Here is a 26,338-nt window from a genome sequence, read left to right on the forward strand (position 1 = left end):
GGCAGGCCAGACGGTGCGAGCCAATGACCGCCAGTCCGGGGCGGATCTCGCAGGAACGAACACCGCGTGTATCGCACCCTGTATGCGGGGAGATTCATGACGGGAAGAGGAAATAGCGGCTTCTCCGAAGCAGGGCTGCGCAGAGGGGCGCTCCCCAGCCGTTCCCCGCGGGGGCGAGCCGTCTGTTCCTTGGAGGAATGGCTGTCCTGTTCCCTCAAGGAGCGGGCCTCCGGCATCCCGTGTGGCTGGCCTGGGTCGGCGTTCTGACGGCCTTGACGCACCAGGACGAGCGGTCGCGCCGTGCCGTGGTGGCTGGCTGGTCCGTCATGCACGAAATGGGTTCGGACCGCGCAGCTTCGGCAACTGAAGACCAGGCTTCGGAAGGTATTGCGGATGCGGGCCAACGGCTCGCGGTCGCGGGTGTAGTACAGCTTGTTCGTCAGCAGGACGGCCCAGGTTCCCCGTTCAGGGGGGATCCACATGCCGGTGCCAGTGAAGCCGTAGTGCACGTAGGGGCGGTTGGCGGGGTCGGTGGCGGGGGCGGGGTGCCGGAAGAGGCCGCGCACGGGCTCCAGGGTTCCGGTTTGGGCGTTGAGGGTTCCTCGACCCAGCTCGGCCCGAATCCCGGTGCTGTGGGGGCCGTCATGGGGTCGAGCATGTACTGCAGGAAGCGGGCGAGGTCGTCGAGGATGGAGAAGGTGCCGGCGATGCCGCAGACGCCGTCGGGGAGGCGGGCGGAGAAGTCGTGGGCGGTGCCTTTGAGGTGGCGACCGGTGTCTTCGTCGAGCTCGGTCGGGGCGCAGCGGACGGTCAGTTCGGGTGCCAGCGGGCCGAAGTGGGTGCGGGTCATGCCCAGGGGCTGCCAGACGCGGTTGTGGGCGAGCTCGTCGAGGCTCTGGCCGGAGAGTTTTTCGGCGAGGTAGCCGAGGATGAGAGCGGCCCGGTCGGTGTACTCGACGGCCTCGCCGGGCGGCCGGTGCAGGGCTTCGTGGAGGACGCCGGCCCGGATGGTGGCCGGGTCGATGCCGTAGAGGTTCTTGAGCTGGGCTCGCAGCGGTACGCCGGCGGTGTGGGTGAGCAGTTGGCGGGCGGTGACCTGGCCGAGGGGGTGGCTTGTGACCTCGGGCCAGAAGGTGCCGAGGGGTTCGTCGAGCGGGAGGGCGCCGTCTTCCCAGAGGGCGCCGGTCGTGGACCACACGGCCAGGATCTCGGTGAGGCTGGCGACGTCGAAGATCGTGTCCGGCCGCATGGGGATGTCCGGCTCGGCGGGGTCTAGGACGCCGGCCGTGCCTGCGGCCTTCGGGCCTGTGGCGTCGCCGACGGCCCACACCGCACCGAGGTGGACCTTGTCGCGGACGCCGCCCGCCACGAGTTGCTCGATCTGGTGGGGGCTGTCTTCCATGAACATCTCCGAGGCCGCGTTGCGGGCCCGCCCGTCGGCGTAGTGAGACGGGCGGGCCCGGCCGGGGAACGTGGCGGGGTGGTCAACTGATCCGGTGGCCGAGCTCGGTCAGGGCCTTGGCGGTGGCGCTGAGCGGGTAGCGGGCGGCGTTGCTTCGCCCGGCCTGCCGCAAGGCGGCGAGCAGCCCCGGGGTGGTACGGAGGCGGTTGAGGTCTCGGGCCGGCCGCCACGTCCGCATCCCGCAGAGCGCGCTCGACGCGTACATCGAGGCCCGCACCGTAGAGCCGGTGCGCCACCCCCGCCCCCGCATCGGCTACCGGCTGACGGCCTGATGGGCCCGCAAGCGCAAGCCGCAGCGGCGACGCTACGGATCCGTGCGCCGGCGCCCCTCGGGACGCTGGCAGGCCCGCTACCCGGATGCGAACGGAGACCTGCGGGCGGCGCCGGAGACCTTCGAGATCAAGACGGACGCGGAGATCTGGCTCACCCATACCGAGGCCGACCAGATACGCGGCGACTGGACAGACCCGCACGCCGGGGCGGTCAACTTCCTTGCGTACGCCACGAAGTGGATCGACGAGCGAGGGCTCGCCGCAACCACGGACGAGCTGTACCGCAGGCTGTTGCGCCTGCACCTGGAGCCCACCTTCGGCGAGCTGGACGTCAACGAGATCGGTCCGTCGAGGGTGCGGACGTGGCGGGCTGAGCGCCTGAAGGAGACTGGCGCGACCAGGTCGCCAAGTCCTACCGCCTCCTCAAAACGATCACGGAGACCGCGGTCGATGACGAGCGTCCGATCGCCACCGTCGAGCAGGTCTTCGACCTCGCCGACGCCATCGGGCTGCGCTGGCGGCTGATGATCCTCCTCGGCGCGTTCGCCTCGATGCGCCCCGAGGAGCTCGCGGAGCTGCGGCGCAAAAACGTGGACCTGGACGAGGGGGGTCTGGGTCAAGCGTGCTGCCCCGGAGCTGACCACGGGCCGCCGGGTACTCGGCGACCCGGAGCCCCGTGCCGGCAAACGGGAGATCGTGCTGCCCCGGTTCCGTGCTCACTGACCTCCGCCAGCCCGCCGGTCCACCTTCGGACGCAAGTACCGCAAGGCACGGAAGAAGGCCGGCCCGCGGCATACCCCTCTCGTGCCGACTTTGATTGAAGGCGGTCTTGGGCCAGGTCGGCTTTCCCTGTATGCACTGACCTGACCCAATGGTCGAACAGGAGGGGGCATGCCTGCACAGCACGGCAAGGGCGGTCGGGCGTTCATATCGGGCGCGTTGCGGGAAGCCCTGGTCTGTCCGGTGTCCGCAGATTCTGCAGGCCACCGGCTGATCAGCGACTATGGCGAGGCGCGGCACTTCCTTGCTGGTTCTGCCTGGTCCCGAGTCGGGGTGCAGGTGGTGCCGGTCGGGCCGGCTTCCGCGATGTCCCTCACCGAGATGGGCGCGCCGCGCCATGCCCGCTTCCGTGGGCTGTTGAACTCGGCTTTCTCCGCTCGGACGGTCCAAGCCCGTCGCCCTGCCCTTGAGCGCCTTGCCCAGGCTCTCGTCGCGCGCCTGCGTACAGCCGGCGGTCCCGCGGAGGCGATCGGCCAGTTCTGCAGGCCGTTTGCCTTCACCACGCACTGCGATGTCCTCGGCGTGCCCCGCCCGGCCAGGCCCGCGCTGTACCACTGGTCCCTGGCCCGCTCCGCCAGCGCTGACGCCGGCGGCCGTGAAGTCCACCGCGCCGAGGTCGAACTGCACCGCACGGTGCGTCTGGTGCTCGGCGAACTGCACCGCCGCCCCGGCCGAGGACTCCTGGACCTGCTCATCCAGAAGACCGGCGCAGGGAAACTCACCGAGAGGGAGCTCGAAGGGTTATGCGCGTCGCTGTTCTTCGACGGCCACCTCCTCGCAACAGCCCAGCTCGCCAACGCCCTGTTGTGTCTGCTCCTGCACCCGACCCAGCTCGCCTGCCTGCGGGCGCACCCTCAGCACCTGCACGGTGCGGTCGAAGAAGCCCTGCGTTATTCCCCCGCGCACACCGTGAGCGTGCCCCGCCTCGCAACCCGCTCCGGGCACCGTGCGGCAGTCGCGTTCGCCCTGGCCAACCGCGACCCCCGGATCTTCGAGAATCCCCACCGCTTCGACCTCACCCGCACCCCTAACCGCCACCTGGCCTTCGGCCGGGGCGCCCACCACTGCCTCGGAGCCGAACTCGCACGCCTTGAGGTCCGCATCGGTCTCCACACCCTGCTCCGCGAACTCCCCGGCCTGCGCTTGGCCATTGACGAGACCGCACTCACCTGGTCGGTCACCCCGGCGATCAGGACGCTGGGCTCTCTCCCCATCCGCTGGAGCGAACCAAGGCGTGCCCGCCGGCCGTGTTCGCGAGTGCATCGTCGCTGACCATCCAGCGCCAGGTGCCTCAGGCCACATAAATTGCGTCTCGCGATTCGAGATGACGGCCGATCGAATCGCCCGGGAGGGCCTTGCGGTTGCCAACTCCGCGCGTTAATCGGTCCCTTGTGGCGTGCAACTGGCACGCGACCCAAAAATGGTCTAGACAATAACTAAGCCCCAGGCCGTTGACCTGGGGCTCAAGCTTGGAGCGGGTGACGGGAATCGAACCCGCGCTCTGAGCTTGGGAAGCTCATGTTCTACCATTAAACTACACCCGCGTAACACCGCTTCCATTCTGGAGGCGGAGCGTCGTCGCACACTCTACCCCATCACCGCCCGGCGGTGCATTTGGCCTGTCCGGGGGCGGGTGCGCCGGTGGTCCCGGGGGCGGGACGCGGGTGCGGGGGAAGGGAGTTGAGGCGTACGGTGGGGCACCGGAGTGCCGCCTGCGAGCGCACCCAGTTCATCCCCTAATGTGGCTTTTGTTGTCCACGCAGTTGGGAGAGGGACTTGATGGAGCGCACCGTCGTACGTTGTGCCGAGGGGCACGTCTTCAGCACCGCTTCGTTCCCCATGCAGACCACCGACCGGCTCGGCCCCGGACGGCTGCTGCGCTGCCCGCGCTGTGCTCGGTTGCGGCACTCGGTGCCCGTGGAGCACGCCAAGCGGTAGCGGCGGTCGCGGGGTCGCGAGGAAGGTCGGCGGTGATCTTCGAACGCGATGAACGCGACGACGAACGCGAACGTCGAGGTGAGGTCGCGGTGGCCCGGTCCCTGGTGGGGCCGGGCCCTCGTCGTGCGGAGGGGGGTGTGCGGGCGCGTATCCTCGACTGCGTGCTTCTCTCAGACAAGGACATCCGGGCCGAGATCGACGCAGGTCGGGTGCGCATCGACCCCTACGACGAGGCGATGGTGCAGCCGTCCAGCATCGATGTGCGGCTCGATCGCTTCTTCCGGGTGTTCGAGAATCACCGCTACCCGCACATCGACCCCGCCGTCGAGCAGCCCGACCTGACCCGTGAGGTCGTGCCGGAGGGCGACGAGGCGTTCATCCTGCACCCCGGCGAGTTCGTGCTGGCCTCGACGTACGAGGTCATCACGCTGCCCGACGATCTCGCCTCGCGCCTGGAGGGGAAGTCGAGTCTGGGGCGGCTGGGGCTGCTGACGCATTCGACGGCCGGATTCATCGATCCCGGGTTCAGCGGGCACGTGACGCTGGAGCTGAGCAACGTCGCGACGCTGCCGATCAAGTTGTGGCCGGGCATGAAGATCGGGCAGCTGTGCATGTTCCGGCTGGCCTCGCCGGCGGAGCATCCGTACGGCAGCGAGCGCTACGGCTCGCGTTACCAGGGACAGCGCGGTCCGACGCCGTCCCGGTCGTTCAAGAATTTCCACCGTACGCAGGTGTGAGGTACCTCGCGCGCGGGTGCGAGGCGGGGCCGGCACGGGCCCCGGAGACGAAGAGAAGGTCTGGGAGAGTCGTGGGTGACGTGCGGGAGAACCTGACGTACGAGCGCTTCGGCGGAGCGATCCGTGAGCTGGCGCAGACGATCGCGGATGACGGGTACGAGCCCGACATCGTGCTGTCGATCGCCCGGGGCGGGGTGTTCGTGGCCGGCGGTCTGGCGTACGCGCTGGACTGCAAGAACATTCACCTGGTGAATGTCGAGTTCTACACCGGGGTGGGGACCACCCTGGAGATGCCGGTGATGCTCGCGCCGGTGCCCAACGCGATCGACTTCTCGGACAAGAAGGTGCTGATCGCCGATGACGTCGCCGACACCGGCAAGACGCTGAAGCTGGTGCACGACTTCTGCCTGGGGACCGTCGCCGAGGTCCGCAGCGCGGTGATCTACGAGAAGCCGCACTCGCTGGTGAAGTGCGAGTACGTCTGGAAGCGCACGGACGACTGGATCAACTTCCCGTGGAGCGTCGAGCCGCCGGTGGTCCGGCGCGAGGGCCAGATCCTGGACGCCTGAGCAGGGCGCCCGTCCGGCGCTTCCCCTTCCCGCGAGCCCGCGTACTTCGTGGGCTCGCGGGCGTTTTGTGGCGCTTTGTGGCGCGCGTTCCGGCCAGTTCCGTTCCGGGTGTTCCCCCTGTCACTACCTCCGAGTACAAACCGGCGGTAACAGCAGACCGGAGGGGAGGCCCATGGTGCGTGCGAGACGCGGGCGAGGGCGGCGGCTGCGGGCCGCCGTGGCGGTGTCGGCGGCGGCGCTGACCGCCGCGTTCACGGTGACGGCGGGCGGGGCCAGTGCCGCCGGGGCCGGCGGCGCGCCGCAGGGTACCGCGGCGACGGCCGGGCGGCCGGCCGTCCGGCCGCTGGCGCCGGACCTGGAGCGGATCCGGGCGCGGGAGGCGACGAAGCTGTACGGCGACGCCGCCGTGCGGCCGCTCGGCGAACGGAAGACCTCGCTGATCTCGCTGGGGGACAGCGAGATCTCCGGGGAGGGCGTCGGGACGTACGAGCCGGGGACCGACGGGCCCGCCAACTGGTGCCACCGGTCGCCGGACGCGGCGATCCACCGGACCGGGATCGCCGCCGACGTGACGTACAACGCGGCGTGCTCGGGCGCGTACACCGGCAACATCCGGATCGGGGGCAGCAAGCAGTACGCCGACGAGCTGGTGCAGAGCGACAGCCTGGCGATCGCGGCGCGCAACACCCGGCTGAAAATGGTGCTGCTGGTCGCCGGCGCCAACGACGACCTCCAGTTCGGTCCGGTGATGACGGACTGCGTCGAGCGCTGGTTCCTGTTCCAGGGGACCTGCGAGCCGAAGTACCGCCCGGGGTGGCAGGCGCGCGTCGACGGCCTGGTGCCGAAGGTCGAGGCGACCGTGCGGGACCTGCGGACCGTGATGCGGGACGCCGGGTACGCCGACGACGACTACCGGTTCGTGGTGATGTCGTACCCGAGCCCGATCGGCCCGGACGTCGAGGACAACCCGCACTATCCGGGGAAGATCCCGGGCGGGTGCACGGGATACACGTCCGATGCCGGGTGGGGGCGGAACGCCGCCGTGCCGGCCTTCGAACGCGGCGTCCGCAAGATCGCGCAGGACACCGGCGTCACCTACCTCGACGCCTCGCGGCTCTTCCACGGCCACGAGGTGTGCATGGCCGACACCTGGGCCCGCGGGCTGTACGTCAACATCTCCAACCCCTTCCCGCCGGACGCCAATTCGGTCCGCCAGTCCTTCCACCCCAACGCCCGCGGGCACGGCGCGTTCGCGTCCTGCCTGACCCGGCTCTACGCGGCGCCGCAGCTGCGCGAGGCGTCCTGCGCCGATCCGGCGGGCACCGGGCGGCTCGAGCTGTACCCCGGTGCCTGGGACGACGCCTACCGCCCGCTGAGGAACGCCGCGACCGGCAGCTGCCTGGACGCCACCGGCGGACTGTCCCGCAACGGCACCGCGGTCGGCGGCTGGGACTGCAACGGGCAGCGCAACCAGGGCTGGTGGTACGACCCGGACCGCAGGTCGCTGCACGTGGAGCTGACCCAGGCCCGCTGCCTGGACGTGCCGGGTGCCCGGTACGAGACGGGGGCCGCGCTGGTGCTGTGGAACTGCTCGGGGGCGGCCAACCAGCAGTTCGTCCGGGACGGCGGCAGCGGAAGCCTCCGGCCGGCCGCGGCGGCGTCGCTCTGCCTGACGCTGGGGGCGGCGAAGGACCCCCTGCGGCTCCAGAAGTGCGACGGCTCGGCCGCGCAGCGGTTCGCCTGACCGCCCGCGGGCGGCGGGAGCGCGGACGAAGGCCGTCCGTACGGGCGAGGGGCCCGTCCCGGGAGGTGCCTGAGGTACGCGAGGTACGTCAGGCACCACTCCCGGAGCGGGCCCCTCTGCCGTGGGCCGGACCGCGAACGGGCGTCGGCTACAGCGTGCCGAGCTTCACCAGGGCCAGCAGCGCGACCAGCTGGATCGCGGAGGCGCCCAGGGCCTTGGGCCACGGCAGGTCGTGCGACTTGGCGACCATCGAGGTCAGCAGGTAGCCGGTGGCGAGCCAGGTGGCCCACCCCAGGACCTGCACCAGCGGGCTGTCGCCGCCCAGGAACATCGCGAAGAGCAGCCGCGGCGCGTCCGGGATCGTCATGACCAGCATGGACAGGCCGACCGTCGGCTGCCAGGCACCGTCGCCGCCCAGCTGGCGGGCCATGGTGTGGGTGACCGCGCCCAGGATCAGGCTGCCCACGATGAACATCACCGCGGTGATCAGCACCCACGGGATGCTGTTGCCGAGTGTGGCGTTGAGCACGTCCGCGCGGGCCTTGTCGAAGCCGAACACCGCGAGCAGGCCGTAGCCGAAGGTGACGAGCAGCGCCGGGCCCCACAGCGCGTGGTCCCGCATCTGCCAGAACGTCGGCGTGGGCCGCAGCACGATGCCGGACAGCAGCTGCTTCCAGTGCAGCCGCGGACCGGCCGGCGGCGCGCTCGTCTGGCCGGCGCGGTAGGTGCCGCCCTGCGCGTACTGGCCGTCGCCGCCGTACCGGTCGTCGTACGCCCCGTCGTACGACCCGTAGGAGTCCGGAGCGTCGCCGACGCTGAACTGCTGGGTGTGGCCCGGGGCGTTGTCGCGGTTGTCGTAGGGCGCGTACGGCGGCTCCTGGGCCTGGTGGCCGCCGTCGGTGAAGTACTCGGGCTGCCCCTGCGGCGCCGGCCCGCCGTACGGCCGCGGTGCCGCCTGCCACTGACCCTGCGGGGGCGGGGACTGCTGCCCGTACGGCGCCGGCGGCCCGTACGCGTGCGGCCCCTGGGTCCCCTGGGGCCCCGCCTGCTGTCCGTCCTGCGCGGGGCGGGCATCCCGTCCGCGCCCCATCCTGAATCCAGCCACGCCCTCGAAAGTACCTGGTCCCGCGGGGCGGGTGGGTCCCGACGGAATTCCATGGCTCCTTTGGAGCCATGCTGTGACATCCCCTAGGGGTTTCCCCTCCGGGGTGCGCCCCCCACGTCGTCGGCTTTCCCGCCGTGCGGGTTCCTGTTTTGCGCCTGCGGCGCATTGCTTGTCCGCTGCGCGGGGCTGTTCGGCCGCGGTGCCGGGCCTCCGGGGCAGGGGGTGTGGCCGGACTGCTGTCGCTTTACGTCCGGACACACCCCCTGCCCCTCCGACCCGTCCCCTCCCGTGGGTGGTCATGGAGACGGTGGGTGGGGGCGTGCGTGAGTGGTCCCGTGCCGGCTCGCTCACCCATTGCCGGTCACCCATCAGTCCGGGGCCGGCACTTGCCCACCGGGCATGAGGCTCAACTGGCCTGAAATCTGACCCTCAGCGGGAGGGGACGGGTCGGAGGGGGTGGTGTGCCGGACGTAAAGCGAAGCAGTCCGGCACACCACCCCCGGAGGCCCGTCACCGCACCCAACAGCCCCGCGCAGCGGACAACAAGCCCGCGAAGCGGGCCGGACACGCCCCGCGCAGCGGATCGGCGCCACCAGGCGCAAAAAGGGAGACGGCCGGCCCCGAGGGGCCGACCGTCCGTCACGGCGTCCGGGACGCCGGGAAACTACTTCGCCGGCGCCGACTCCGGCGCCCCCGCCGCCGATTCCTCGTCCGCCGGCGGATCCACCGGCGTCTTGACGGACTCCAGCAGCAGCTGGGCGACGTCCACGACCTGGATCGACTCCTTGGCCTTGCCGTCGTTCTTCTTGCCGTTGACCGAGTCGGTCAGCATGACCAGGCAGAACGGGCAAGCCGTCGACACGATGTCGGGGTTCAGCGACAGTGCCTCATCAACACGCTCGTTGTTGATGCGCTTGCCGATCCGCTCCTCCATCCACATCCGGGCGCCGCCGGCGCCGCAGCAGAAGCCGCGCTCCTTGTGGCGGTGCATCTCCTCGTTCCGCAGGCCCGGGACCTTGCCGATGATCTCGCGCGGCGGCGTGTAGATCTTGTTGTGGCGGCCCAGGTAGCACGGGTCGTGGTAGGTGATGATGCCCTCGACGGGGGTGACGGGGATCAGCCTGCCCTCGTCGACGAGGTGCTGCAGCAGCTGGGTGTGGTGGATGACCTCGTAGTCGCCGCCGAGCTGCGGGTACTCGTTGCCGAGGGTGTTCAGGCAGTGCGGGCAGGTGGCGACGATCTTCTTCGACGACTTCGGCTTCCTGGCGGACTCGTCGCCCGCGGCGGAGTCGCCGTCGTCGCCGGTCTCGCCGAAGGCCGCGTTGAGGGCCTCGACGTTCTGCTGGCCGAGCTGCTGGAAGAGGAACTCGTTGCCCAGGCGGCGGGCGGAGTCACCGGTACACGCCTCGTCGCCGCCCATGATGGCGAACTTGACGCCCGCGATGTGGAGGAGTTCGGCGAACGCCTTCGTCGTCTTCTTGGCGCGGTCTTCGAGGGCGCCGGCGCAGCCGACCCAGTAGAGGTAGTCCACCTCGGTCAGGTCCTCGATGTCCTTGCCGACGACCGGGACCTCGAAGTCGACCTCCTTGGTCCAGGCCAGCCGCTGCTTCTTGGCCAGACCCCAGGGGTTGCCCTTCTTCTCCAGGTTCTTGAGCATCGTGCCCGCCTCGGACGGGAACGCGGACTCGATCATGACCTGGTAGCGGCGCATGTCGACGATGTGGTCGACGTGCTCGATGTCGACCGGGCACTGCTCGACGCAGGCGCCGCAGGTGGTGCAGGACCAGAGGACGTCGGGGTCGATGACGCCGCCCGCGGCGGAGCCGCTGTCGGATGCAGCGTCGAGGGTGCCGATCAGCGGGCGCTCGGCCTCGGCCAGGGCCGCGGCGGGGACGCCGGCCAGCTGCTCCTCGGTGGCCTTCTCGTTGCCCTCGGCGTCCTTGCCGCCGCCGGCGAGCAGGTACGGCGCCTTGGCGTGCGCGTGGTCGCGCAGCGACATGATCAGCAGCTTCGGGGAGAGCGGCTTGCCGGTGTTCCAGGCGGGGCACTGCGACTGGCAGCGGCCGCACTCGGTGCAGGTGTCGAAGTCCAGCAGGCCCTTCCACGAGAAGTGCTCGATCTGGGAGACGCCGAACTGGTCGTCCTCGCCCGGGTCCTCGAAGTCGATCGGCTTGCCGGCCGAGACCATCGGCTGCAGCGCGCCGAGGGCGACGCCGCCGTCCGCCTCGCGCTTGAACCAGATGTTGGGGAAGGCCAGGAAGCGGTGCCAGGCCACACCCATGTCGGTCTTCAGGGCGACCGTGATCATCCAGATGAACGAGGTCGCGATCTTCAGGCCGGCGAAGAAGTAGGTGAGGTTCTGGAGCGTGGCGACGCTCATGCCCTTCAGCCACGCGACGACCGGGTACGAGACGAAGAACGACGCCTCGTAGCCGTCGACGTGGTGCTGGGCGCCCTCCAGCGCGTGCAGCGTGAAGATGCAGACGCCGACGATGAGGATGACGGCCTCGACGAAGTACGCCTGGCCGAAGTTGGAGCCGGCGAAACGGGACTTGCGGCCCGGCTTGTTCGGCTTGCTCAGCTGCCGGATGACGATGAGGGTCAGGATGCCGAGCGTCGTCATCGTGCCGAGGAACTCGACGAAGACGTTGTACGGCGTCCAGTCGCCGATGACCGGCAGGATCCAGTCGGCCTTGAAGAGCTGCCCGATGGCGTTGACGATCGTCAGCAGCAGGGAGAAGAAGCCCACCGCCACGAACCAGTGCGCCGCGCCGACGATGCCCCAGCGGTTCATCCGGGTGTGGCCGAGGAACTCCTTGGCCACGGTGACGGTCCGCCGTGCGGGGGCGTCGGTGCGGGTGCCGGCGGGCACCGGCTGACCGAGCCGCATGTGGCGGTAGATCTGCAGGATGGCACGGCCGAACAGCGCGACGCCGACCGCGATTAGGACCAGCGACACGATGATCGCGGCGAGTTGCATGGGTGGCTCCTCGAACCTGCGAGAGCGGGCGAAATCGAAGGGGTTCCGCGTGATCGGGACGGCCGGGCCGGCGGAGATCCGAGCGGAACTACTAAGCGGTAACTTTTCAGGTCTGCGGCTGAGGTTACCCAGTATTCCGGGCCCCTTGTAGCCGCCCGGCCGGTGATCTGTGTCGCGCGGGCAACCGGCCGCCCGCGCGCGGCGTCCTCCCGGACGGGCCGGTGACGATAAGGGCGATATAAAAGTTGAGCGCGCTCGACTCAGGTCTGTTGACAGGTCGGGATCGGTGCTGCACCCTTGAGCCTGTTCCACTCAAGTCAGCTGGAGGAATCGAAATGGCACGTGCGGTCGGCATCGACCTGGGCACGACTAACTCCGTCGTCAGTGTTCTCGAAGGCGGTGAGCCCACCGTCATCACCAACGCCGAGGGCGCCAGGACCACGCCGTCCGTCGTCGCCTTCGCCAAGAACGGCGAGGTGCTGGTCGGTGAGGTCGCCAAGCGCCAGGCGGTGACCAACGTCGAGCGGACGATCCGGTCGGTCAAGCGTCACATGGGCACCGACTGGAAGATCAACGTCGACGAGAAGGACTTCAACCCGCAGCAGATCTCCGCGTTCATCCTGCAGAAGCTGAAGCGGGACGCGGAGTCCTACCTCGGCGAGAAGGTCACCGACGCGGTCATCACCGTCCCGGCGTACTTCAACGACTCCGAGCGCCAGGCCACCAAGGAGGCCGGTGAGATCGCGGGCCTCAACGTCCTGCGCATCGTCAACGAGCCCACCGCCGCCGCCCTGGCCTACGGCCTGGAGAAGGAAGACCAGACCATTCTCGTCTTCGACCTCGGCGGTGGCACCTTCGACGTGTCGCTGCTGGAGATCGGCGACGGCGTCGTCGAGGTGAAGGCCACCAACGGCGACAACCACCTCGGTGGTGACGACTGGGACCAGCGCATCGTCGACTACCTGGTCAAGCAGTTCGCGGGCGGCCACGGCGTCGACCTCTCCAAGGACAAGATGGCGCTCCAGCGCCTGCGCGAGGCCGCGGAGAAGGCGAAGATCGAGCTGTCGTCGTCCAGCGAGACGACGATCAACCTGCCCTACATCACCGCCTCCGCCGAGGGCCCGCTGCACCTGGACGAGAAGCTCACCCGCTCGCAGTTCCAGCAGCTGACCGCGGACCTCCTCGACCGCTGCAAGACCCCGTTCCACAACGTCATCAAGGACGCCGGCATCTCGCTGTCCGAGATCGACCACGTGGTCCTGGTCGGCGGCTCGACCCGTATGCCCGCCGTCGCCGAGCTCGTCAAGGAGCTGACCGGCGGCAAGGAGGCCAACAAGGGCGTCAACCCGGACGAGGTCGTCGCCATGGGCGCCAGCCTCCAGGCCGGTGTCCTCAAGGGCGAGGTCAAGGACGTTCTGCTCCTCGACGTCACCCCGCTGTCCCTCGGCATCGAGACCAAGGGCGGCATCATGACCAAGCTCATCGAGCGGAACACGACCATCCCGACCAAGCGGTCGGAGATCTTCACGACGGCCGAGGACAACCAGCCGTCCGTGCAGATCCAGGTCTACCAGGGCGAGCGCGAGATCGCGGCGTACAACAAGAAGCTCGGGATGTTCGAGCTGACCGGTCTGCCGCCGGCCCCGCGCGGCGTCCCGCAGATCGAGGTCTCCTTCGACATCGACGCCAACGGCATCATGCACGTGACCGCCAAGGACCTGGGCACGGGCAAGGAGCAGAAGATGACCGTCACCGGCGGCTCCTCGCTGCCGAAGGACGAGGTCGACCGGATGCGCGAGGAGGCCGAGCGGTACGCGGAGGAGGACCACAAGCGCCGCGAGGCCGCCGAGACCCGCAACCAGGGCGAGCAGCTGGTCTACCAGACCGAGAAGTTCCTCAAGGACAACGAGGACAAGGTGCCCGCCGAGGTGAAGACCGAGGTCGAGACCGCCGTCGGCGAGCTGAAGGAGAAGCTCAAGGGCGAGGACACGGCCGAGATCCGCACCGCGTCGGAGAAGGTCGCGGCCGTCTCGCAGAAGCTCGGCCAGGCCATGTACGCCGACGCCCAGGCCGCCCAGGGTGCGGCCGGCGCCGAGGGCGCGCAGGCCGGCGGCCAGCAGCCCAAGGCCGAGGACGACGTCGTCGACGCCGAGATCGTCGACGACGAGAAGCCCAAGAAGGACGGTGCGGCGTGACGGAGGAGACCCCGGGCTTCGAGGAGAAGCCCGACGTCCCTTCCGATGCCGCTCCCGAAGACGCGGCACGGGCCGAGTCCGCCGACACGGCGGGCTCGGCCCCGGCCGGGGACGTCCAGGACGTAGCGCTCCAGGCCCAGCTGGACCAGGTGCGCACCGCGCTCAACGAGCGCACCGCCGACCTCCAGCGGCTCCAGGCGGAGTACCAGAACTACCGCCGCCGGGTGGAGCGCGACCGTGTGACGGTCAAGGAGGTCGCGGTCGCCAACCTGCTCTCCGAACTGCTGCCGGTGCTCGACGACATCGGCCGGGCCCGGGAACACGGCGAACTGGTCGGCGGCTTCAAGTCGGTCGGTGAGTCGCTGGAGACCGTGGTCGCCAAGCTCGGCCTGCAGCAGTTCGGCAAGGAGGGCGAGCCCTTCGACCCGACGATCCACGAAGCGCTGATGCACTCGTACGCGCCGGACGTCACGGAGACGACATGCGTCGCCATCCTGCAGCCCGGGTATCGCATCGGTGAGCGCACGATCCGCCCCGCGCGGGTCGCGGTCGCCGAGCCGCAGCCGGGCGCACAGGGCGCCAAGCCGGCCTCCGACGAGGAGGCCAAGGGTGCCAAGGGCGGCAAGGGAGCCAAGGGTGCCAAGGCCGCGGACAAGGAGAACGGTGGCCCGGACGAGGGCTGACGTAGGGGCCGACGCGAGAACCGCCCGGAAGGAGGGACGTCGGGGATGAGCACCAAGGACTTCGTCGAGAAGGACTACTACAAGGTCCTCGGCGTCCCCAAGGACGCCACCGAGGCGGAGATCAAGAAGGCGTACCGCAAGCTGGCCCGGGAGAACCACCCGGACGCCAACAAGGGCGACGCCAAGGCCGAGGAGCGCTTCAAGGAGATCTCCGAGGCCAACGACGTGCTCGGCGACGCCAAGCGCCGCAAGGAGTACGACGAGGCCCGGGCGCTGTTCGGCAACGGCGGCTTCCGGGCCGGCCCCGGCGGGGGCGGGAGCTTCAACTTCGACCTCGGCGACCTCTTCGGGGGCGCCGGGGGCGCGGGCGGCTCCGGCGGCTTCGGCGGCGGGCTCGGGGACGTCTTCGGCGGCCTGTTCAACCGCGGCGGCGGCACCGGCACCCGTACGCAGCCGCGCCGCGGCCAGGACATCGAGTCCGAGGTGACGCTCAGCTTCACCGAGGCGGTCGACGGGGCCACGGTCCCGCTGCGGATGTCCAGCCAGGCGCCCTGCAAGGCGTGCTCCGGCACCGGCGACAAAAACGGTACGCCTCGGGTCTGCCCGACCTGTGTCGGCACCGGCCAGGTCAGCCGGGGCGCGGGCGGCGGCTTCTCGCTCACCGACCCGTGCGCCGACTGCAAGGGCCGCGGCCTGATCGCCCAGGAGCCCTGCGAGGTCTGCAAGGGCAGCGGGCGCGCGTCCAGTTCCCGCACGATGCAGGTCCGCATCCCTGCGGGCGTCTCGGACGGGCAGCGCATCCGGCTGCGCGGCAAGGGCGCCCCGGGCGAACACGGCGGCCCGGCCGGCGATCTGTACGTCGTCGTCCACGTGGGCGCCCACCCGGTCTTCGGCCGCAAGGGCGACAACCTCACCGTCACGGTGCCGGTCACCTTCCCGGAGGCCGCGCTCGGCGGCGAGATCAAGGTGCCGACGCTGGGCGGCCCGGCGGTCACGCTGAAGCTGCCGGCCGGCACGCCCAACGGACGCACGATGCGGGCCCGCGGCAAGGGCGCGGCCCGCAAGGACGGCACCCGAGGTGATCTGCTGGTCACCATAGAGGTCGTCGTTCCCGGGGACCTCGGCGACAAGGCGAAGGAAGCGCTGGAGTCCTATCGCGAGGCGACCGCGGGCCCCGACCCGCGGGCGGAGCTGTTCCAGGCCGCGAAGGGAGCATGAGATGGACAGCCGGGGCGGGCAGCGTCGTAACCCCTTTGAACTGACCGACGAATCGCCGGTGTACGTCATCTCCGTCGCGGCCCAGCTCTCCGGCCTGCACCCGCAGACCCTGCGGCAGTACGACCGCCTGGGCCTGGTCTCGCCCGACCGTACGGCCGGGCGGGGCCGGCGCTACTCCGCCCGCGACATCGAACTGCTGCGTACCGTCCAGCAGTTGTCGCAGGAGGAGGGCATCAACCTCGCCGGCATCAAGCGCATCATCGAGCTGGAGAACCAGGTCGCGGCCCTCCAGCAGCGGGTCGCCGAGCTGCAGGGCGCCCTGGAGGGCGCGGCCAGCGCGATGCGGCAGCGGGAGGCGGCGGTGCACGCCTCCTACCGCCGCGACCTGGTGCCGTATCAGGACGTGCAGCAGTCCAGCGCGCTGGTGGTCTGGCGGCCCAAGCGGTCCTCGGAGTGAGGCTGTTGTGAGGCCGTCGCCGACGTGACGAAGGGCCGGGGTGGGCGCACCACCCCGGTCCTTCGTCATGCGTCACGCCGCCGGGTCCGCGGGTGTCCGCGGGTGTCTCCGAGTATCTCCGGGTGTCCGTGACGCCGGCGGTCAGCAGCCGTTGTACCCCGCCGTCGGCATCGACAGCCGCCGGTGCACCTGCGACTTCATCGCCAGGGTGTAGACCGGTTCGTCCAGGTCGGCGGTCTCCAGCCGGACCCCCGCGGCCGCGCACCGGGCGCCGAACTCCTCGGCGCCGTCGATGGCGTACTCCAGCGCCCGCCGGTTGGGCGTGACGAACACATCGACCAGGCCCTCTTCGACGTCGTGCCACAGCGCGCTGTGGTCGGCGCGCAGCTGGTGCAGGCTCAGCTGGCAGGTCAGGCGGTAGTCACGGGCAGCCGCCCACTGTTTGCACATGGCGTGCTGGCTGCGGTCGTCGACCAGGAACGGATCCTCGTCCAGCTCGGACAGCGGCATCAGGCAGGCGATCGCCGTCACTCGGACCGAGTTCATCGTGCCCTCCGGGGCGTGGCGACTGTGGGGGCGACGATACCCCCGCCGGGGGCCCGGGGTGGAGGGGCGACGCCGGGCGGCGACGCGTATCCGCAGGCGTGGCAGATCTTCCAGCCGTCCTGGTTCACGGCCAACTGGCCGCCGCACCGGGGGCAGTTCTCCGCGGCCGGGCGGGGCCGGACCGTCCGCTTGTGGGGGCGACGGCGCGGAACGGTCGTCGTGGTACTGCCCAACGCCGACGCCATGCGGCCTCCAGCTGCCGTCTTTTTGCCCGGGACAGGTCCGTTGCCGCTCGTCCTTGCGCGGAGGTGTTCGGTTCCTGCCGTTCCTGAGTACCAGGTGGGCGCGCGGCGGCGGATTCACGGGGTCCGGTTTCGGCCAGGTACGGACCTGGCGACGGCGGCGGGACGGGCCGGCGGCAGCGCGGGGCGTCGGCAGAAGGGGACGTGGCGGGCCTCAGGCGCGGCCGAGGGCCTTGGTCACCGCGATCTCGATCATGACGCGGTCGGGGTTGGGCTCCGGGGTCCGGCCGTACCGCTCGGCGTACCGGCGCACCGCGTCGGCCACCGTCACGGCGTCCGTCCGCACCCGGGCGACGCCCTCCAGGGTCGCCCAGCGGCCGCGGTCCACCTGGCAGACCGCCACCCGCGCCCCGTCGGCGCCGGCCGCGAGGATGTTCCTGACCTTGGTGCTGTCCTTGCGCGTGATGATCCGCGCGATCCGCTGCCCGGCGTCGTAGGTCACACCGACCGGGACGACGTGCGGGGTGCCGTCGGCCCGCAGGGTCGTGAGGGTCGGCATCTGGTACTCGCCCCAGAAGGCGAGGTACTCGGGGGAGAGGGCGGAGAGGTCGTGGGCCATGGGGGCCAGGGTAGTGGGGGCCGCGGCGGGCGGCCCCTGGCTGGTCACACGAAGTCGGCCGTCTCCAGGTCGAAGGAGAAGGGGGCGGGGAGAGGGAGGGGTTTGCCGAAGGGGATGGTGGTGTTGCCCACGTAGTCTTCCGCGGAAGGCTCGCTGAACAAGGTCACCGTGGACTTCTCGCGGTCGACGAGAAGGTAGAGCGGAATGCCGGCGCGGGCGTAGGCGCGTCTCTTGTCCTCGCGGTCTTTACGGGGCTTGGTCGATGTCACCTCGACGACCATGGTGATGCCGTCGCATGGCATCCACGGCTCTGCCCCTCGGAAGATGCGCAACTCGCGTGGGGCGTAGACGGCATCGGGGATGAGTCGATTGTCGAAGTCTTGCTCTTGATTGCCGCTGGGCGCCTTGATGCCCTTGTTGGCGGATTCGTCCATATCGGCTGTGGACTTCCTGAGGATCTGCCGCTTCAGCGTGCTCAGGTAGTCCTCGTGATCTCCGTCAGTCGGCGGCGTCACAATGATCTCCCCCTCGATCAGCTCAGCCCGGAAGCCCTCGGGGACCTCAAGGGCGAGGAAGTAATCCAGGAGGGTCTCTACTTCAGTCGCCATCGGCTCGTGTGCCATAGCCGTCATGCTGCACCTCCTTGTGGTCGAAGGCCAGTGTCACGGGCCGCCGCCTGCGGAAAGAGGCCGATGATCGGATCTTCACTCGTAAGCGTGAGCGAACGCCTTGAGTGGAATAGACTCAACTTATCGCACGTTGGAAACGTCAGGATTGGATAGGGAAGCGCGCCGGGCGCCGGACGCACGAGGACACGAGGAGGACCAGGCAGACGTGGACGCCGAGCTGACCAACAAGAGCCGGGAGGCGCTGAGCGCCGCCAGTGAGCGGGCCGTCGCCGCCGGGCACGCGGACATGACGTCCGCGCACCTGCTGCTCGCGCTGCTCGCCGGGCAGGACAACGAGAACGTCATGGACCTGCTGGTGGCCGTCGAGGCGGACGCCGCCCAGCTGCGGTCCGGTGCCGAGCGGCAGCTCGCCGGGCTGCCCAGCGTCCAGGGCTCGACCGTGGCCCCGCCGCAGCCGGACCGCGAGCTGCTCGCCGTCATCGCCGACGCCGCGCAGCGCGCCAAGGAGCTGGGCGACGCCTACATCTCCACCGAGCACCTGCTCGTCGGCATCGCCGCCAAGGGCGGCCGCACCGGTGAGCTGCTGGAGCAGCAGGGCGCCACCGCCAAGAAGCTGCTGGCCGCCTTCGAGGCGAGCCGCGGCACGCAGCGGGTCACCAACCCGGACCCGGAGGGCACGTACAAGGCGCTGGAGAAGTTCGGCACGGACTTCACCGCGGCGGCCCGCGAGGGCAAGCTCGACCCGGTCATCGGGCGGGACCAGGAGATCCGGCGGGTGGTGCAGGTGCTCTCCCGCCGGACGAAGAACAATCCGGTGCTGATCGGTGAGCCGGGCGTCGGCAAGACCGCGGTCGTGGAGGGGCTGGCGCAGCGGATCGTCAAGGGGGACGTGCCCGAGTCGCTGCGCAACAAGCGGCTGGTCGCCCTCGACCTGGGCGCGATGGTCGCCGGCGCGAAGTACCGCGGCGAGTTCGAGGAGCGGCTGAAGACCGTCCTGGCCGAGATCAAGGCCAGTGAGGGGCAGATCATCACGTTCATCGACGAGCTGCACACGGTCGTCGGCGCGGGCGCCGGCGGCGACTCGGCCATGGACGCGGGCAACATGCTCAAGCCGATGCTGGCCCGCGGCGAGCTGCGGATGGTCGGCGCGACCACCCTCGACGAGTACCGCGAGCGGATCGAGAAGGACCCGGCGCTGGAGCGGCGCTTCCAGCAGGTGCTGGTCGCCGAGCCGACCGTCGAGGACACCGTGGCGATCCTGCGCGGCCTCAAGGGGCGCTACGAGGCGCACCACAAGGTCCAGATCGCCGACTCCGCGCTGGTCGCCGCGGCCACCCTCTCCGACCGCTACATCACCTCCCGCTTCCTCCCCGACAAAGCCATCGACCTGGTCGACGAGGCCGCCTCCCGCCTCCGTATGGAGATCGATTCGTCGCCCGTGGAGATCGACGAGCTCCAGCGAGCCGTCGACCGTCTGAAGATGGAGGAGCTGGCGCTGAAGAACGAGACCGACGCCGGCTCCGTGGCGCGCCTGGAGAAGCTGCGCAAGGACCTCGCCGACAAGGAGGAGGAACTGCGCGGCCTGACCGCCCGCTGGGAGAAGGAGAAGCAGAGCCTCAACCGCGTCGGTGAGCTCAAGGAGAAGCTCGACGACCTGCGCGGCCAGGCCGAGCGCGCCCAGCGCGACGGCGACTTCGACACCGCCTCCAAGCTGCTGTACGGGGAGATCCCGTCCCTGGAGCGGGAGCTGGAGGAGGCCGCGGAGGCGGAGGCCGAGCAGGAGGCGGCCAAGGGCGCCGGCGCCGGCAAGGAGTCGATGGTCAAGGAGGAGGTCGGCCCGGACGACATCGCGGACGTGGTCGGCTCCTGGACGGGCATCCCGGCCGGGCGCCTGCTGGAGGGCGAGACCCAGAAGCTGCTGCGCATGGAGGAGGAGCTGGGCAAGCGGCTGGTCGGCCAGGGCGAGGCGGTGCGCGCGGTCTCCGACGCGGTACGCCGCACCCGCGCCGGCATCGCCGACCCGGACCGGCCCACGGGTTCGTTCCTCTTCCTCGGCCCGACCGGCGTCGGCAAGACGGAGCTGGCCAAGGCGCTGGCCGACTTCCTCTTCGACGACGAGCGGGCGATGGTCCGGATCGACATGAGCGAGTACGGCGAGAAACACTCGGTGGCCCGCCTCGTAGGGGCGCCCCCCGGCTACGTCGGCTACGAGGAGGGCGGCCAGCTCACCGAGGCGGTGCGCCGCCGCCCGTACAGCGTCGTGCTGCTCGACGAGGTGGAGAAGGCGCACCACGAGGTCTTCGACATCCTGCTGCAGGTGCTCGACGACGGCCGGCTCACCGACGGCCAGGGCCGCACCGTCGACTTCCGCAACACCATCCTCATCCTCACCTCCAACCTCGGCTCGAACTTCCTGATGGACCCGCTGCTGAAGGAGGAGCAGAAGAAGGAGAAGGTGCTGCAGACGGTCCGGTCCGCCTTCCGCCCCGAGTTCCTCAACCGCCTGGACGACCTCGTCGTCTTCCACCCGCTCGGCACCGAGCAGCTGCAGCGGATCGCCCGGATCCAGCTGGACCACCTCCAGCGCCGCCTGGGCGACCGCCGGCTCACCCTGGACGTCACCGACCGGGCGCTGACGTGGCTCGCCTGGCTGGGCCAGGAGCCGGTGGCGGACGCCCCCGCCCCGGACCTCTCCTACGGCGCCCGTCCGCTGCGCCGCCTGATCCAGACGGCCATCGGCGACCAGCTGGCCCGCGCCATCCTGGCCGGCGACGTGCTCGACGGGGACACGGTCCGGGTCGACGTGGACACCGCCGCCGACACCGGCGACGGTGAGCGCCTGTCGGTCGCGGCGGTCCGCCCCGCGGCCTGACGGTGCCGGCCGGACGTCGCGCCGCCGCCTCCGCCGCCCCCGTATGCGCCGCTCCGCCGTCCCGGGGTTGCCAGGACCGGGCGCGTATGGGGGAGGATGGCAGGGACCATACGAAGGGAATTCCACGGTGAGCATCGACCCGTCCTCGATTCCGAATTTCGGGGGCCAGCCCGAACCTCAGCCGTCGGGGCCTGATGGTCCCGTCGTCCCCGACCAGGACCTGGTCAAGCAGCTCCTTGAGCAGATGGAGCTGAAGTACGTCGTCGACGAGGAGGGTGACCTCGCCGCCCCGTGGGAGCAGTTCCGCACGTACTTCATGTTCCGTGGTGAGGCGGAGCAGGAGATCTTCTCCGTCCGTACGTTCTACGACCGCGTCCACGGCATCGAAGAGAAACTGAAGGTGCTGGAGGCGATCGACGACTGGAACCGTCGGACGCTCTGGCCGAAGGTGTACACCCACACCCACGACGACGGCAGTGTCCGTCTGATCGGTGAGGCATCGATGCTGGTAGGCACCGGTGTCTCGCTCGAACACTTTGTGTCGAGCACGGTCAGCTGGGTGCGTGCCTCGATCGAATTCGACAGGTGGCTCGTCGAGCAGCTCGGTCTGGAGGCCGAGATCGAAGGCGACGCCGACAACAAGCCGGGCGACGACGAGGACTGATCGCCGTCCCCGCCCCGCTGCGCGGGCCCCGGTGCCGATCCGCTCGGTACCGGGGCCCGCGTCGTGTGTGCCGCCGCCGGCTACAGCCGCTTCAGCCGGGCCGCCGCCTCCTCCAGTACGGAGGCGCTCTTGCAGAAGGCGAAGCGCACGAAGGGGGCGCCCTCGTCCTGGTGGTCGTAGAAGACGGCGTTGGGGATGGCGACGACGCCCGCGCGCTCGGGGAGGGAGCGGCAGAAGGCGAAGCCGTCGGTCTCCCCGAGGGGGCGGATGTCGGTGGTGATGAAGTACGTGCCGGCCGGCCGGAAGACCCCGAAGCCGGCGTCGGCGAGGCCGCCGGCGAGGATGTCGCGCTTGGCGCGCAGATCGTCGCGGAGCCCGGTGAAGTAGGAGTCGGGCAGCGCCAGCGCCTCGGCCACGGCGTACTGGAACGGGCCGGCCGAGACGTAGGTGAGGAACTGCTTGGCCGAGCGGACGGCGCTGATCAGCGCGGGCGGTGCGGTGACCCAGCCGACCTTCCAGCCGGTGAACGAGAAGGTCTTGCCGGCCGAGCCGATGGTGACGGTCCGCTCCCGCATGCCGGGGAACGACGCGAGCGGCAGATGCTCGCCCTCGAAGACCAGGTGCTCGTAGACCTCGTCGGTGATCACCAGCAGGTCGTGCTCGACGGCCAGGGCGGCGACGGTGGCCAGCTCGTCCCGGGACAGGACGGTGCCGGTGGGGTTGTGCGGGGTGTTGAGAAGGATGAGGCGGGTGTCGCCGGTGATGGCGTCGCGCAGCTCGTCGAGATCGAGGCGGTAGGTGCCGGTCTCCGCCGACGGACGCAGCGTCACCGGGACGCGCTGGCCGCCCGCCATCGCGACGCAGGCGGCGTACGAGTCGTAGTACGGCTCCAGCGCGATCACCTCGTCGCCCGGTTCGAGGAGGGCGAGCAGCGATGCGGCGATGGCCTCGGTGGCCCCGGCGGTGACCAGGACCTCGGTGTCGGGGTCGTAGCCGAGCCCCAGGTGCCCGTAGAAGCGCTGCTGGTGGGCGGCGACGGCGGTGCGGAGTTCGGGGACGCCGGGACCGGGCGGGTACTGGTTGCCGCGGCCGTCCCGGAGGGCGCGCACCGCGGCCTCCCGGACCTCCTCAGGGCCGTCGGCGTCGGGGAAGCCCTGGCCGAGGTTGATCGAGCCGGTGCGTTGGGCGAGTGCCGACATCTCGGCGAAGATCGTGGTGCCGAAGGCGGCGAGGCGTCGGTTGAGCAGCGGTCGGTCCATGGACGCCATCCTCCGCCGAACCTCTGGAGTTCCTCAACTGCGCTTTTGAGTCGGCCGGGTCCGGGCAGGAGCCCCGCAGCAAGGACGAGAACGGCCGCCGACCAGGGCGGTCGCGCGGCGCGGAACGGCGGCGCGGCGGCGCACGGGGTGCCGGCGGACCCACTGCCTTGAGGGCGTGGGAGGTGCCCCCGCGCTTCGGGGGACGAAAGGAGTGTGAGGCAGTGGTCATGGGGCTGGCGATGTTCGCGCTGATCGCGGTGGTCGTGTGCGCGGTGCTGGGAGTGGGGGCCCTGGTCGCGCGGGGCGGCACCCGCAAGGGGAGCGGTACACGCGGCGGGTACCGGGGATCGGGCAACGCCGTTGGCGGCGGGGGCAGTTGGTGGGTGGCCGGCGGCGGTGACGGTTCCGGTTCCGGCGGCGGGCATCACCATCACCACGCGTGCGGCGGGGGCGGCGGCCACCACGGCGGGCACTCCTGCGGCGGAGGCTCCTCCTGCGGCGGCGGGGGCGGCTGCGGCGGTGGTTCCTGAGCGCGACGCCCGGGGCCGCCGAGCCGCCCCGGCCCTCGTTCCGCGCCCTTCGACACCCCCGCGCGGCCACACATGCGCTCCGCTCATGCAGCCTTGAATATGCGCCTGGCGCGTGGCGTGAAACCGCCCAACAACGGTTGTGCGATGGGGTGTTGAACAGGTGAACTGCATGGCCCTCTAGGGGATGGAAACCAGGGCGAAGATGGGTAAAAACGCTGTGGGTGCCACGCCATCCGTGATTCCCTCTCCCTTGAGAATCCCCCAGTTCTCGGACCTTCGCGTGGGCACGAGCCGGCAGGCAGTCATTCATCCCTGATCCCCATCTCGGGCGGGCCGGCCCACCATCCCCTGCGTGCTTGCGGAGCCGACCCATGCTCACCACCTTGAAGACGGCTTACACCGATACCCGAGCATCCGACCTGGCCTGGGCCCTGGGCAGGGAACCCCTGCCGGCGCTGGCCGTACTGGACCTTCAACTCGAAGACGCCCAGGTGCAGTTGAGGCTGCTGGGGGCTTCTCACCAGGTGCTGCTCGAAGAGGAGCGCGGCACCTGTTCGGAGACCGTGGCCTGTATGCCGGGCAGCAGCACACCGCTGCCGCTGGGCGTGGCCAAACGGCTGGGCGACTGGGAGTACGAGTTCGCCGCGCACGTCGAGACGCTCTCCCGCGGCTCGTTCGCGGGGCGCGCGCAGGAGCTGCTCGCCCTGGTCGCCGAGCATCCGCACGGCCTGGCCGGCACCTTTCCCGGCTCGCCGTACGCCTTCACCGCGATGCTGGCGCAGCGCCGGCAGGGGCAGGTGCGCTGGCGTACCTGGCACGCGTATCCGCAGGAGGGGCGGCTGGTGGCGACCCGTACGCGGGTGGGGGTGCGGGCGGTGGTCGCGGTCTGACGTCGGGCGCTCCGGACCTCTGCGCACCCTGTTCGTGACTGCTTCATTCGTGACTGCTTCAACTGATGCGCATGGCACACAGACTGCACTCGTGTGGGTGACACAGGGGCACCGAATCGTCACGTAGCGTTCATGTCATGATCGACCCGCCAGAGCCTTTTGTCGCCGGCTCGCAAGGGCCGTCGGAGGCCCTGACTCCGGCGCGGCTGCCGGTGCCGTCCGCGCTCGGCCGGCTGCTGGTGCTCGCCGCGGTCTTCGTCTGCGCCGCCTGTGGCCTGGTCTACGAGCTCGAACTGGTCGCGCTGGCAAGCTACTTGATCGGCGACTCGGTCACCCAGGCGTCGGTCGTGCTGTCCTTCATGGTCTTCGCGATGGGCGTCGGGGCGCTGCTGGCCAAGCGGCTGCGCTGCCGCGCCGCGATCGGCTTCGGCGCGGTGGAGGCCGTGCTGGCACTGGTCGGCGGCGGCTCCGCGATGGCGCTCTACGCCTGCTTCGCCTGGCTGGGCCAGTCCCGTTGCGCGCTGGTCGGCTTCTCGCTCGGCATCGGTGTGCTGATCGGCGCCGAGATACCGCTGCTGATGACGCTGATCCAGCGGGTGCGCCGGCAGGACGCCGGCGGCGCGGTGGCCGACCTCTTCGCCGCGGATTATGTGGGCGCGCTCGTCGGCGGCCTGGCCTTCCCCTTCCTTCTCCTGCCCTGCCTGGGGCAGTTGACCGGCGCGCTCGTCACCGGCGCGGTCAACCTCCTCGCCGGCGCGGTGCTGGTGCTGTGGCTCTTCGGCCGCGACCTGACGACCCGTGCGCGGTGGGCGCTGTGCGCCGTCAATGTGCTGGTGCTCGCCCTGCTGGGCGCGGGCGTGGTGCTGGCCGGCCCCTTCGAGCAGGCCGCGCGCCGGGCGGTGTACGGCGCGTCGGCCCGGATCGCGGAGCAGACCGGCGTCCAGGAGGTGGTGCTCACCGGCGGCACGGGCGGCACGGGCGGTGCGGCCGGGAGCGGGGCGGGCTCGGGACGGGGGAGGAAAGGTTCCGGCAGTCCGCTGGAGCTGTTCCTCGACGGGCGGTTGAAGGTCGACTCGGGCGACGAGGGCCTCTACCACCAGGCGCTGGTGGGCCCCGCGATGGCCGGCGGCGCGCACGGCCGGGTGCTGGTCCTGGGCGGCGGCGACGGCCTGGCCGTGCGCGAGCTGCTGCGCTACCGCTCCGTCCGGTCGGTGACGGTCGTCGAGCTCGACCCGGAAGTGGTGCGGCTGGCGCGTACGGACCCGGGGCTGTCCGTCCTCAACCGCCATGCGTTCGGCGACCCCCGGGTCCGGGTGGTGACCGCCGACGCCTTCAACTGGCTGCGCGGGCAGGGCCGTTCGGCCGGCCGCCGGCCGGCGCGCTACGACGTGATCGTCTCCGACCTCCCCGACCCCGGGATCACCGCCAGCACCAAGCTCTACTCCCAGGAGTTCTACGGACTCGCCGCGCGGATGCTGGCCCCCGGCGGACGGCTGGTGGTGCACGCCGGGCCCCCGCAGGTCCGGCCGCGGACGTACTGGACGGTGGAGGCGACGCTGCGCTCGGTGGGCCTGCGGACCCTGCCGTACCGGATCCCCGTCCCCGGCCGCCGCTCGGGGTTCTCGGCCGGTCCGGACCGCTCGGCCGGCCCCTTCGCCCCGCCGGACGGGGGCCCGGCCGCGCGCTCCGGCACACGGCAGTACTGGGGCTTCGTCCTCACCGCCCGCCGGCCGCCCCGTCTCGGCACCGCCCCGGACGCCCCGTCCACTGCTCTCTCCCCGGGCGCCCTGTGGACCGGCTGGCGCGGCGAGGCCCGGGAGCGGATCCCCGGACTGCCGCCCTCGACGCTGATGCATCCGCGCTATCTCCAGTGAGCGCCGGGGGCGCCCCGCGGGCGTCCGCCGGCCGGGACGGAGCCGCATCCCTCGCCACGGACACCGACCAGGG

Annotated in this window: 19 protein-coding genes, 1 tRNA gene and 3 pseudogenes; 14 read left to right on the forward strand and 9 right to left on the reverse strand. The window is 70.7% G+C overall.

The genetic code is table 11. From position 1 onward, the window contains the following. Positions 1-362 precede the first annotated feature (362 nt). Positions 363-1,402, reverse strand: a pseudogene (locus ACRAS8_RS18815) (serine hydrolase domain-containing protein); the annotation flags it as partial. Between the two features lie 82 nt (positions 1,403-1,484). Next, positions 1,485-1,622: pseudogene (locus ACRAS8_RS18820) on the reverse strand (glycosyltransferase); the annotation flags it as partial. 154 nt (positions 1,623-1,776) lie between these two features. Between ACRAS8_RS18820 and ACRAS8_RS18825 the strand changes: the two are divergent. Together ACRAS8_RS18825 and ACRAS8_RS18830 are read left to right on the forward strand one after the other, a co-directional pair. After that, positions 1,777-2,520: pseudogene (locus ACRAS8_RS18825) on the forward strand (tyrosine-type recombinase/integrase); the annotation flags it as partial. 105 nt (positions 2,521-2,625) lie between these two features. Further along, positions 2,626-3,786, forward strand: a complete 1,161-nt coding sequence (locus tag ACRAS8_RS18830) for a cytochrome P450 (protein WP_438487208.1) — start codon at positions 2,626-2,628, stop codon at positions 3,784-3,786. A gap of 198 nt (positions 3,787-3,984) precedes the next feature. Here ACRAS8_RS18830 and ACRAS8_RS18835 read toward each other — a convergent pair. Then, positions 3,985-4,058 (reverse strand) — tRNA-Gly (locus ACRAS8_RS18835). A 235-nt stretch (positions 4,059-4,293) separates the two neighbouring features. Here ACRAS8_RS18835 and ACRAS8_RS18840 point away from each other — a divergent pair. The 4 genes from ACRAS8_RS18840 to ACRAS8_RS18855 all read left to right on the forward strand — a co-directional run bounded on the left by ACRAS8_RS18840 (position 4,294) and on the right by ACRAS8_RS18855 (position 7,502). After that, positions 4,294-4,452, forward strand: a complete 159-nt coding sequence (locus tag ACRAS8_RS18840) for a hypothetical protein (protein WP_016573140.1) — start codon at positions 4,294-4,296, stop codon at positions 4,450-4,452. A 161-nt stretch (positions 4,453-4,613) separates the two neighbouring features. After that, positions 4,614-5,189, forward strand: coding sequence for a dCTP deaminase (gene dcd / locus ACRAS8_RS18845; RefSeq protein ID WP_438490530.1), 576 nt, complete (start codon positions 4,614-4,616; stop codon positions 5,187-5,189). Positions 5,190-5,260: 71 nt separating this feature from the next. Then, entirely contained in the window at positions 5,261-5,758 is a 498-nt protein-coding gene (locus ACRAS8_RS18850) for a phosphoribosyltransferase (RefSeq protein WP_274914834.1), read from the forward strand. A 172-nt stretch (positions 5,759-5,930) separates the two neighbouring features. Next, a complete protein-coding gene (locus ACRAS8_RS18855; RefSeq protein WP_438487209.1) occupies positions 5,931-7,502 on the forward strand; it encodes a ricin-type beta-trefoil lectin domain protein in 1,572 nt (523 codons plus the stop codon). 148 nt (positions 7,503-7,650) lie between these two features. Here ACRAS8_RS18855 and ACRAS8_RS18860 read toward each other — a convergent pair whose 3' ends face one another. Both ACRAS8_RS18860 and ACRAS8_RS18865 read right to left on the reverse strand, forming a co-directional pair. Next, positions 7,651-8,592 carry a YIP1 family protein gene (locus tag ACRAS8_RS18860; RefSeq protein WP_438490531.1) on the reverse strand — a complete coding sequence of 314 codons (942 nt, stop codon included), beginning with the start codon at positions 8,590-8,592 and terminating at the stop codon, positions 7,651-7,653. 679 nt (positions 8,593-9,271) lie between these two features. Continuing rightward, positions 9,272-11,587, reverse strand: a complete 2,316-nt coding sequence (locus tag ACRAS8_RS18865) for a (Fe-S)-binding protein (RefSeq protein ID WP_438487210.1) — start codon at positions 11,585-11,587, stop codon at positions 9,272-9,274. A gap of 335 nt (positions 11,588-11,922) precedes the next feature. On the opposite strand from ACRAS8_RS18865, the gene dnaK reads away from it, so the two are divergent. Genes dnaK through ACRAS8_RS18885 form a run of 4 tightly spaced genes read left to right on the forward strand, consistent with a single transcriptional unit; the run spans position 11,923 to position 16,140 of the window. Next, entirely contained in the window at positions 11,923-13,782 is a 1,860-nt protein-coding gene (gene dnaK, locus ACRAS8_RS18870) for a molecular chaperone DnaK (RefSeq protein ID WP_438487211.1), read from the forward strand. Then, positions 13,779-14,465, forward strand: coding sequence for a nucleotide exchange factor GrpE (gene grpE / locus ACRAS8_RS18875; RefSeq protein WP_438487212.1), 687 nt, complete (start codon positions 13,779-13,781; stop codon positions 14,463-14,465). Before dnaK ends, grpE begins: the two co-directional genes overlap by 4 nt. Before the next feature lie 45 nt (positions 14,466-14,510). Continuing rightward, positions 14,511-15,683 (forward strand): molecular chaperone DnaJ, encoded by a 1,173-nt coding sequence (gene dnaJ / locus ACRAS8_RS18880; RefSeq protein ID WP_438487213.1) that lies wholly within the window; start codon positions 14,511-14,513, stop codon positions 15,681-15,683. 1 nt (position 15,684) lies between these two features. After that, complete coding sequence (locus tag ACRAS8_RS18885) at positions 15,685-16,140, forward strand: heat shock protein transcriptional repressor HspR (RefSeq protein ID WP_026247484.1); 456 nt, start codon at positions 15,685-15,687, stop codon at positions 16,138-16,140. 141 nt (positions 16,141-16,281) lie between these two features. Here ACRAS8_RS18885 and ACRAS8_RS18890 read toward each other — a convergent pair whose 3' ends face one another. The 3 genes from ACRAS8_RS18890 to ACRAS8_RS18900 all read right to left on the reverse strand — a co-directional run bounded on the left by ACRAS8_RS18890 (position 16,282) and on the right by ACRAS8_RS18900 (position 18,179). Further along, positions 16,282-16,686 carry a hypothetical protein gene (locus tag ACRAS8_RS18890; protein WP_438487214.1) on the reverse strand — a complete coding sequence of 135 codons (405 nt, stop codon included), beginning with the start codon at positions 16,684-16,686 and terminating at the stop codon, positions 16,282-16,284. A 456-nt stretch (positions 16,687-17,142) separates the two neighbouring features. Continuing rightward, the gene (locus ACRAS8_RS18895) at positions 17,143-17,547 is read right to left on the reverse strand and encodes a pyridoxamine 5'-phosphate oxidase family protein (RefSeq protein WP_438487215.1); all 405 of its coding nucleotides are present in this window, start codon (positions 17,545-17,547) and stop codon (positions 17,143-17,145) included. A 44-nt stretch (positions 17,548-17,591) separates the two neighbouring features. Then, entirely contained in the window at positions 17,592-18,179 is a 588-nt protein-coding gene (locus ACRAS8_RS18900) for a Uma2 family endonuclease (protein WP_438487216.1), read from the reverse strand. A gap of 202 nt (positions 18,180-18,381) precedes the next feature. Between ACRAS8_RS18900 and clpB the strand changes: the two genes are divergently transcribed. Together clpB and ACRAS8_RS18910 are read left to right on the forward strand one after the other, a co-directional pair. Beyond that, the gene (gene clpB, locus ACRAS8_RS18905) at positions 18,382-21,048 is read left to right on the forward strand and encodes an ATP-dependent chaperone ClpB (protein WP_438487217.1); all 2,667 of its coding nucleotides are present in this window, start codon (positions 18,382-18,384) and stop codon (positions 21,046-21,048) included. 127 nt (positions 21,049-21,175) lie between these two features. After that, on the forward strand, positions 21,176-21,712 hold the full coding sequence (locus ACRAS8_RS18910; protein WP_438487218.1) for a YbjN domain-containing protein: 537 nt from the start codon (positions 21,176-21,178) through the stop codon (positions 21,710-21,712). An 80-nt stretch (positions 21,713-21,792) separates the two neighbouring features. Here the strand turns inward: ACRAS8_RS18910 and ACRAS8_RS18915 are convergent, their stop codons facing one another. Continuing rightward, positions 21,793-22,971, reverse strand: a complete 1,179-nt coding sequence (locus ACRAS8_RS18915) for a pyridoxal phosphate-dependent aminotransferase (protein WP_438487219.1) — start codon at positions 22,969-22,971, stop codon at positions 21,793-21,795. Positions 22,972-23,872: 901 nt separating this feature from the next. Here ACRAS8_RS18915 and ACRAS8_RS18920 point away from each other — a divergent pair. Both ACRAS8_RS18920 and ACRAS8_RS18925 read left to right on the forward strand, forming a co-directional pair. After that, entirely contained in the window at positions 23,873-24,391 is a 519-nt protein-coding gene (locus tag ACRAS8_RS18920; RefSeq protein WP_438487220.1) for a DUF2617 family protein, read from the forward strand. Between the two features lie 137 nt (positions 24,392-24,528). Continuing rightward, positions 24,529-26,265 (forward strand): polyamine aminopropyltransferase, encoded by a 1,737-nt coding sequence (locus ACRAS8_RS18925; RefSeq protein WP_438487221.1) that lies wholly within the window; start codon positions 24,529-24,531, stop codon positions 26,263-26,265. Positions 26,266-26,338 lie beyond the last annotated feature (73 nt).

The sequence above is a fragment of the Streptomyces sp. S186 genome (assembly GCF_051603415.1).
GTDB lineage: Bacteria > Actinomycetota > Actinomycetes > Streptomycetales > Streptomycetaceae > Streptomyces.

Bases quoted from the DNA above. Each gene is read 5' to 3' on its own strand.
- ACRAS8_RS18865 (WP_438487210.1), bottom strand. From the start codon at position 11,587: ATGCAACTCGCCGCGATCATCGTGTCGCTGGTCCTAATCGCGGTCGGC.
- ACRAS8_RS18885 (WP_026247484.1), top strand. From the start codon at position 15,685: ATGGACAGCCGGGGCGGGCAGCGTCGTAACCCCTTTGAACTGACCGAC.
- ACRAS8_RS18925 (WP_438487221.1), top strand. From the start codon at position 24,529: ATGATCGACCCGCCAGAGCCTTTTGTCGCCGGCTCGCAAGGGCCGTCG.
- ACRAS8_RS18840 (WP_016573140.1), top strand. From the start codon at position 4,294: ATGGAGCGCACCGTCGTACGTTGTGCCGAGGGGCACGTCTTCAGCACC.
- ACRAS8_RS18895 (WP_438487215.1), bottom strand. From the start codon at position 17,547: ATGGCCCACGACCTCTCCGCCCTCTCCCCCGAGTACCTCGCCTTCTGG.
- ACRAS8_RS18830 (WP_438487208.1), top strand. From the start codon at position 2,626: ATGCCTGCACAGCACGGCAAGGGCGGTCGGGCGTTCATATCGGGCGCG.
- ACRAS8_RS18915 (WP_438487219.1), bottom strand. From the start codon at position 22,971: ATGGACCGACCGCTGCTCAACCGACGCCTCGCCGCCTTCGGCACCACG.
- ACRAS8_RS18920 (WP_438487220.1), top strand. From the start codon at position 23,873: ATGCTCACCACCTTGAAGACGGCTTACACCGATACCCGAGCATCCGAC.
- dnaK (WP_438487211.1), top strand. From the start codon at position 11,923: ATGGCACGTGCGGTCGGCATCGACCTGGGCACGACTAACTCCGTCGTC.
- ACRAS8_RS18855 (WP_438487209.1), top strand. From the start codon at position 5,931: ATGGTGCGTGCGAGACGCGGGCGAGGGCGGCGGCTGCGGGCCGCCGTG.
- dnaJ (WP_438487213.1), top strand. From the start codon at position 14,511: ATGAGCACCAAGGACTTCGTCGAGAAGGACTACTACAAGGTCCTCGGC.
- ACRAS8_RS18890 (WP_438487214.1), bottom strand. From the start codon at position 16,686: ATGAACTCGGTCCGAGTGACGGCGATCGCCTGCCTGATGCCGCTGTCC.
- ACRAS8_RS18860 (WP_438490531.1), bottom strand. From the start codon at position 8,592: ATGGGGCGCGGACGGGATGCCCGCCCCGCGCAGGACGGACAGCAGGCG.
- ACRAS8_RS18900 (WP_438487216.1), bottom strand. From the start codon at position 18,179: ATGACGGCTATGGCACACGAGCCGATGGCGACTGAAGTAGAGACCCTC.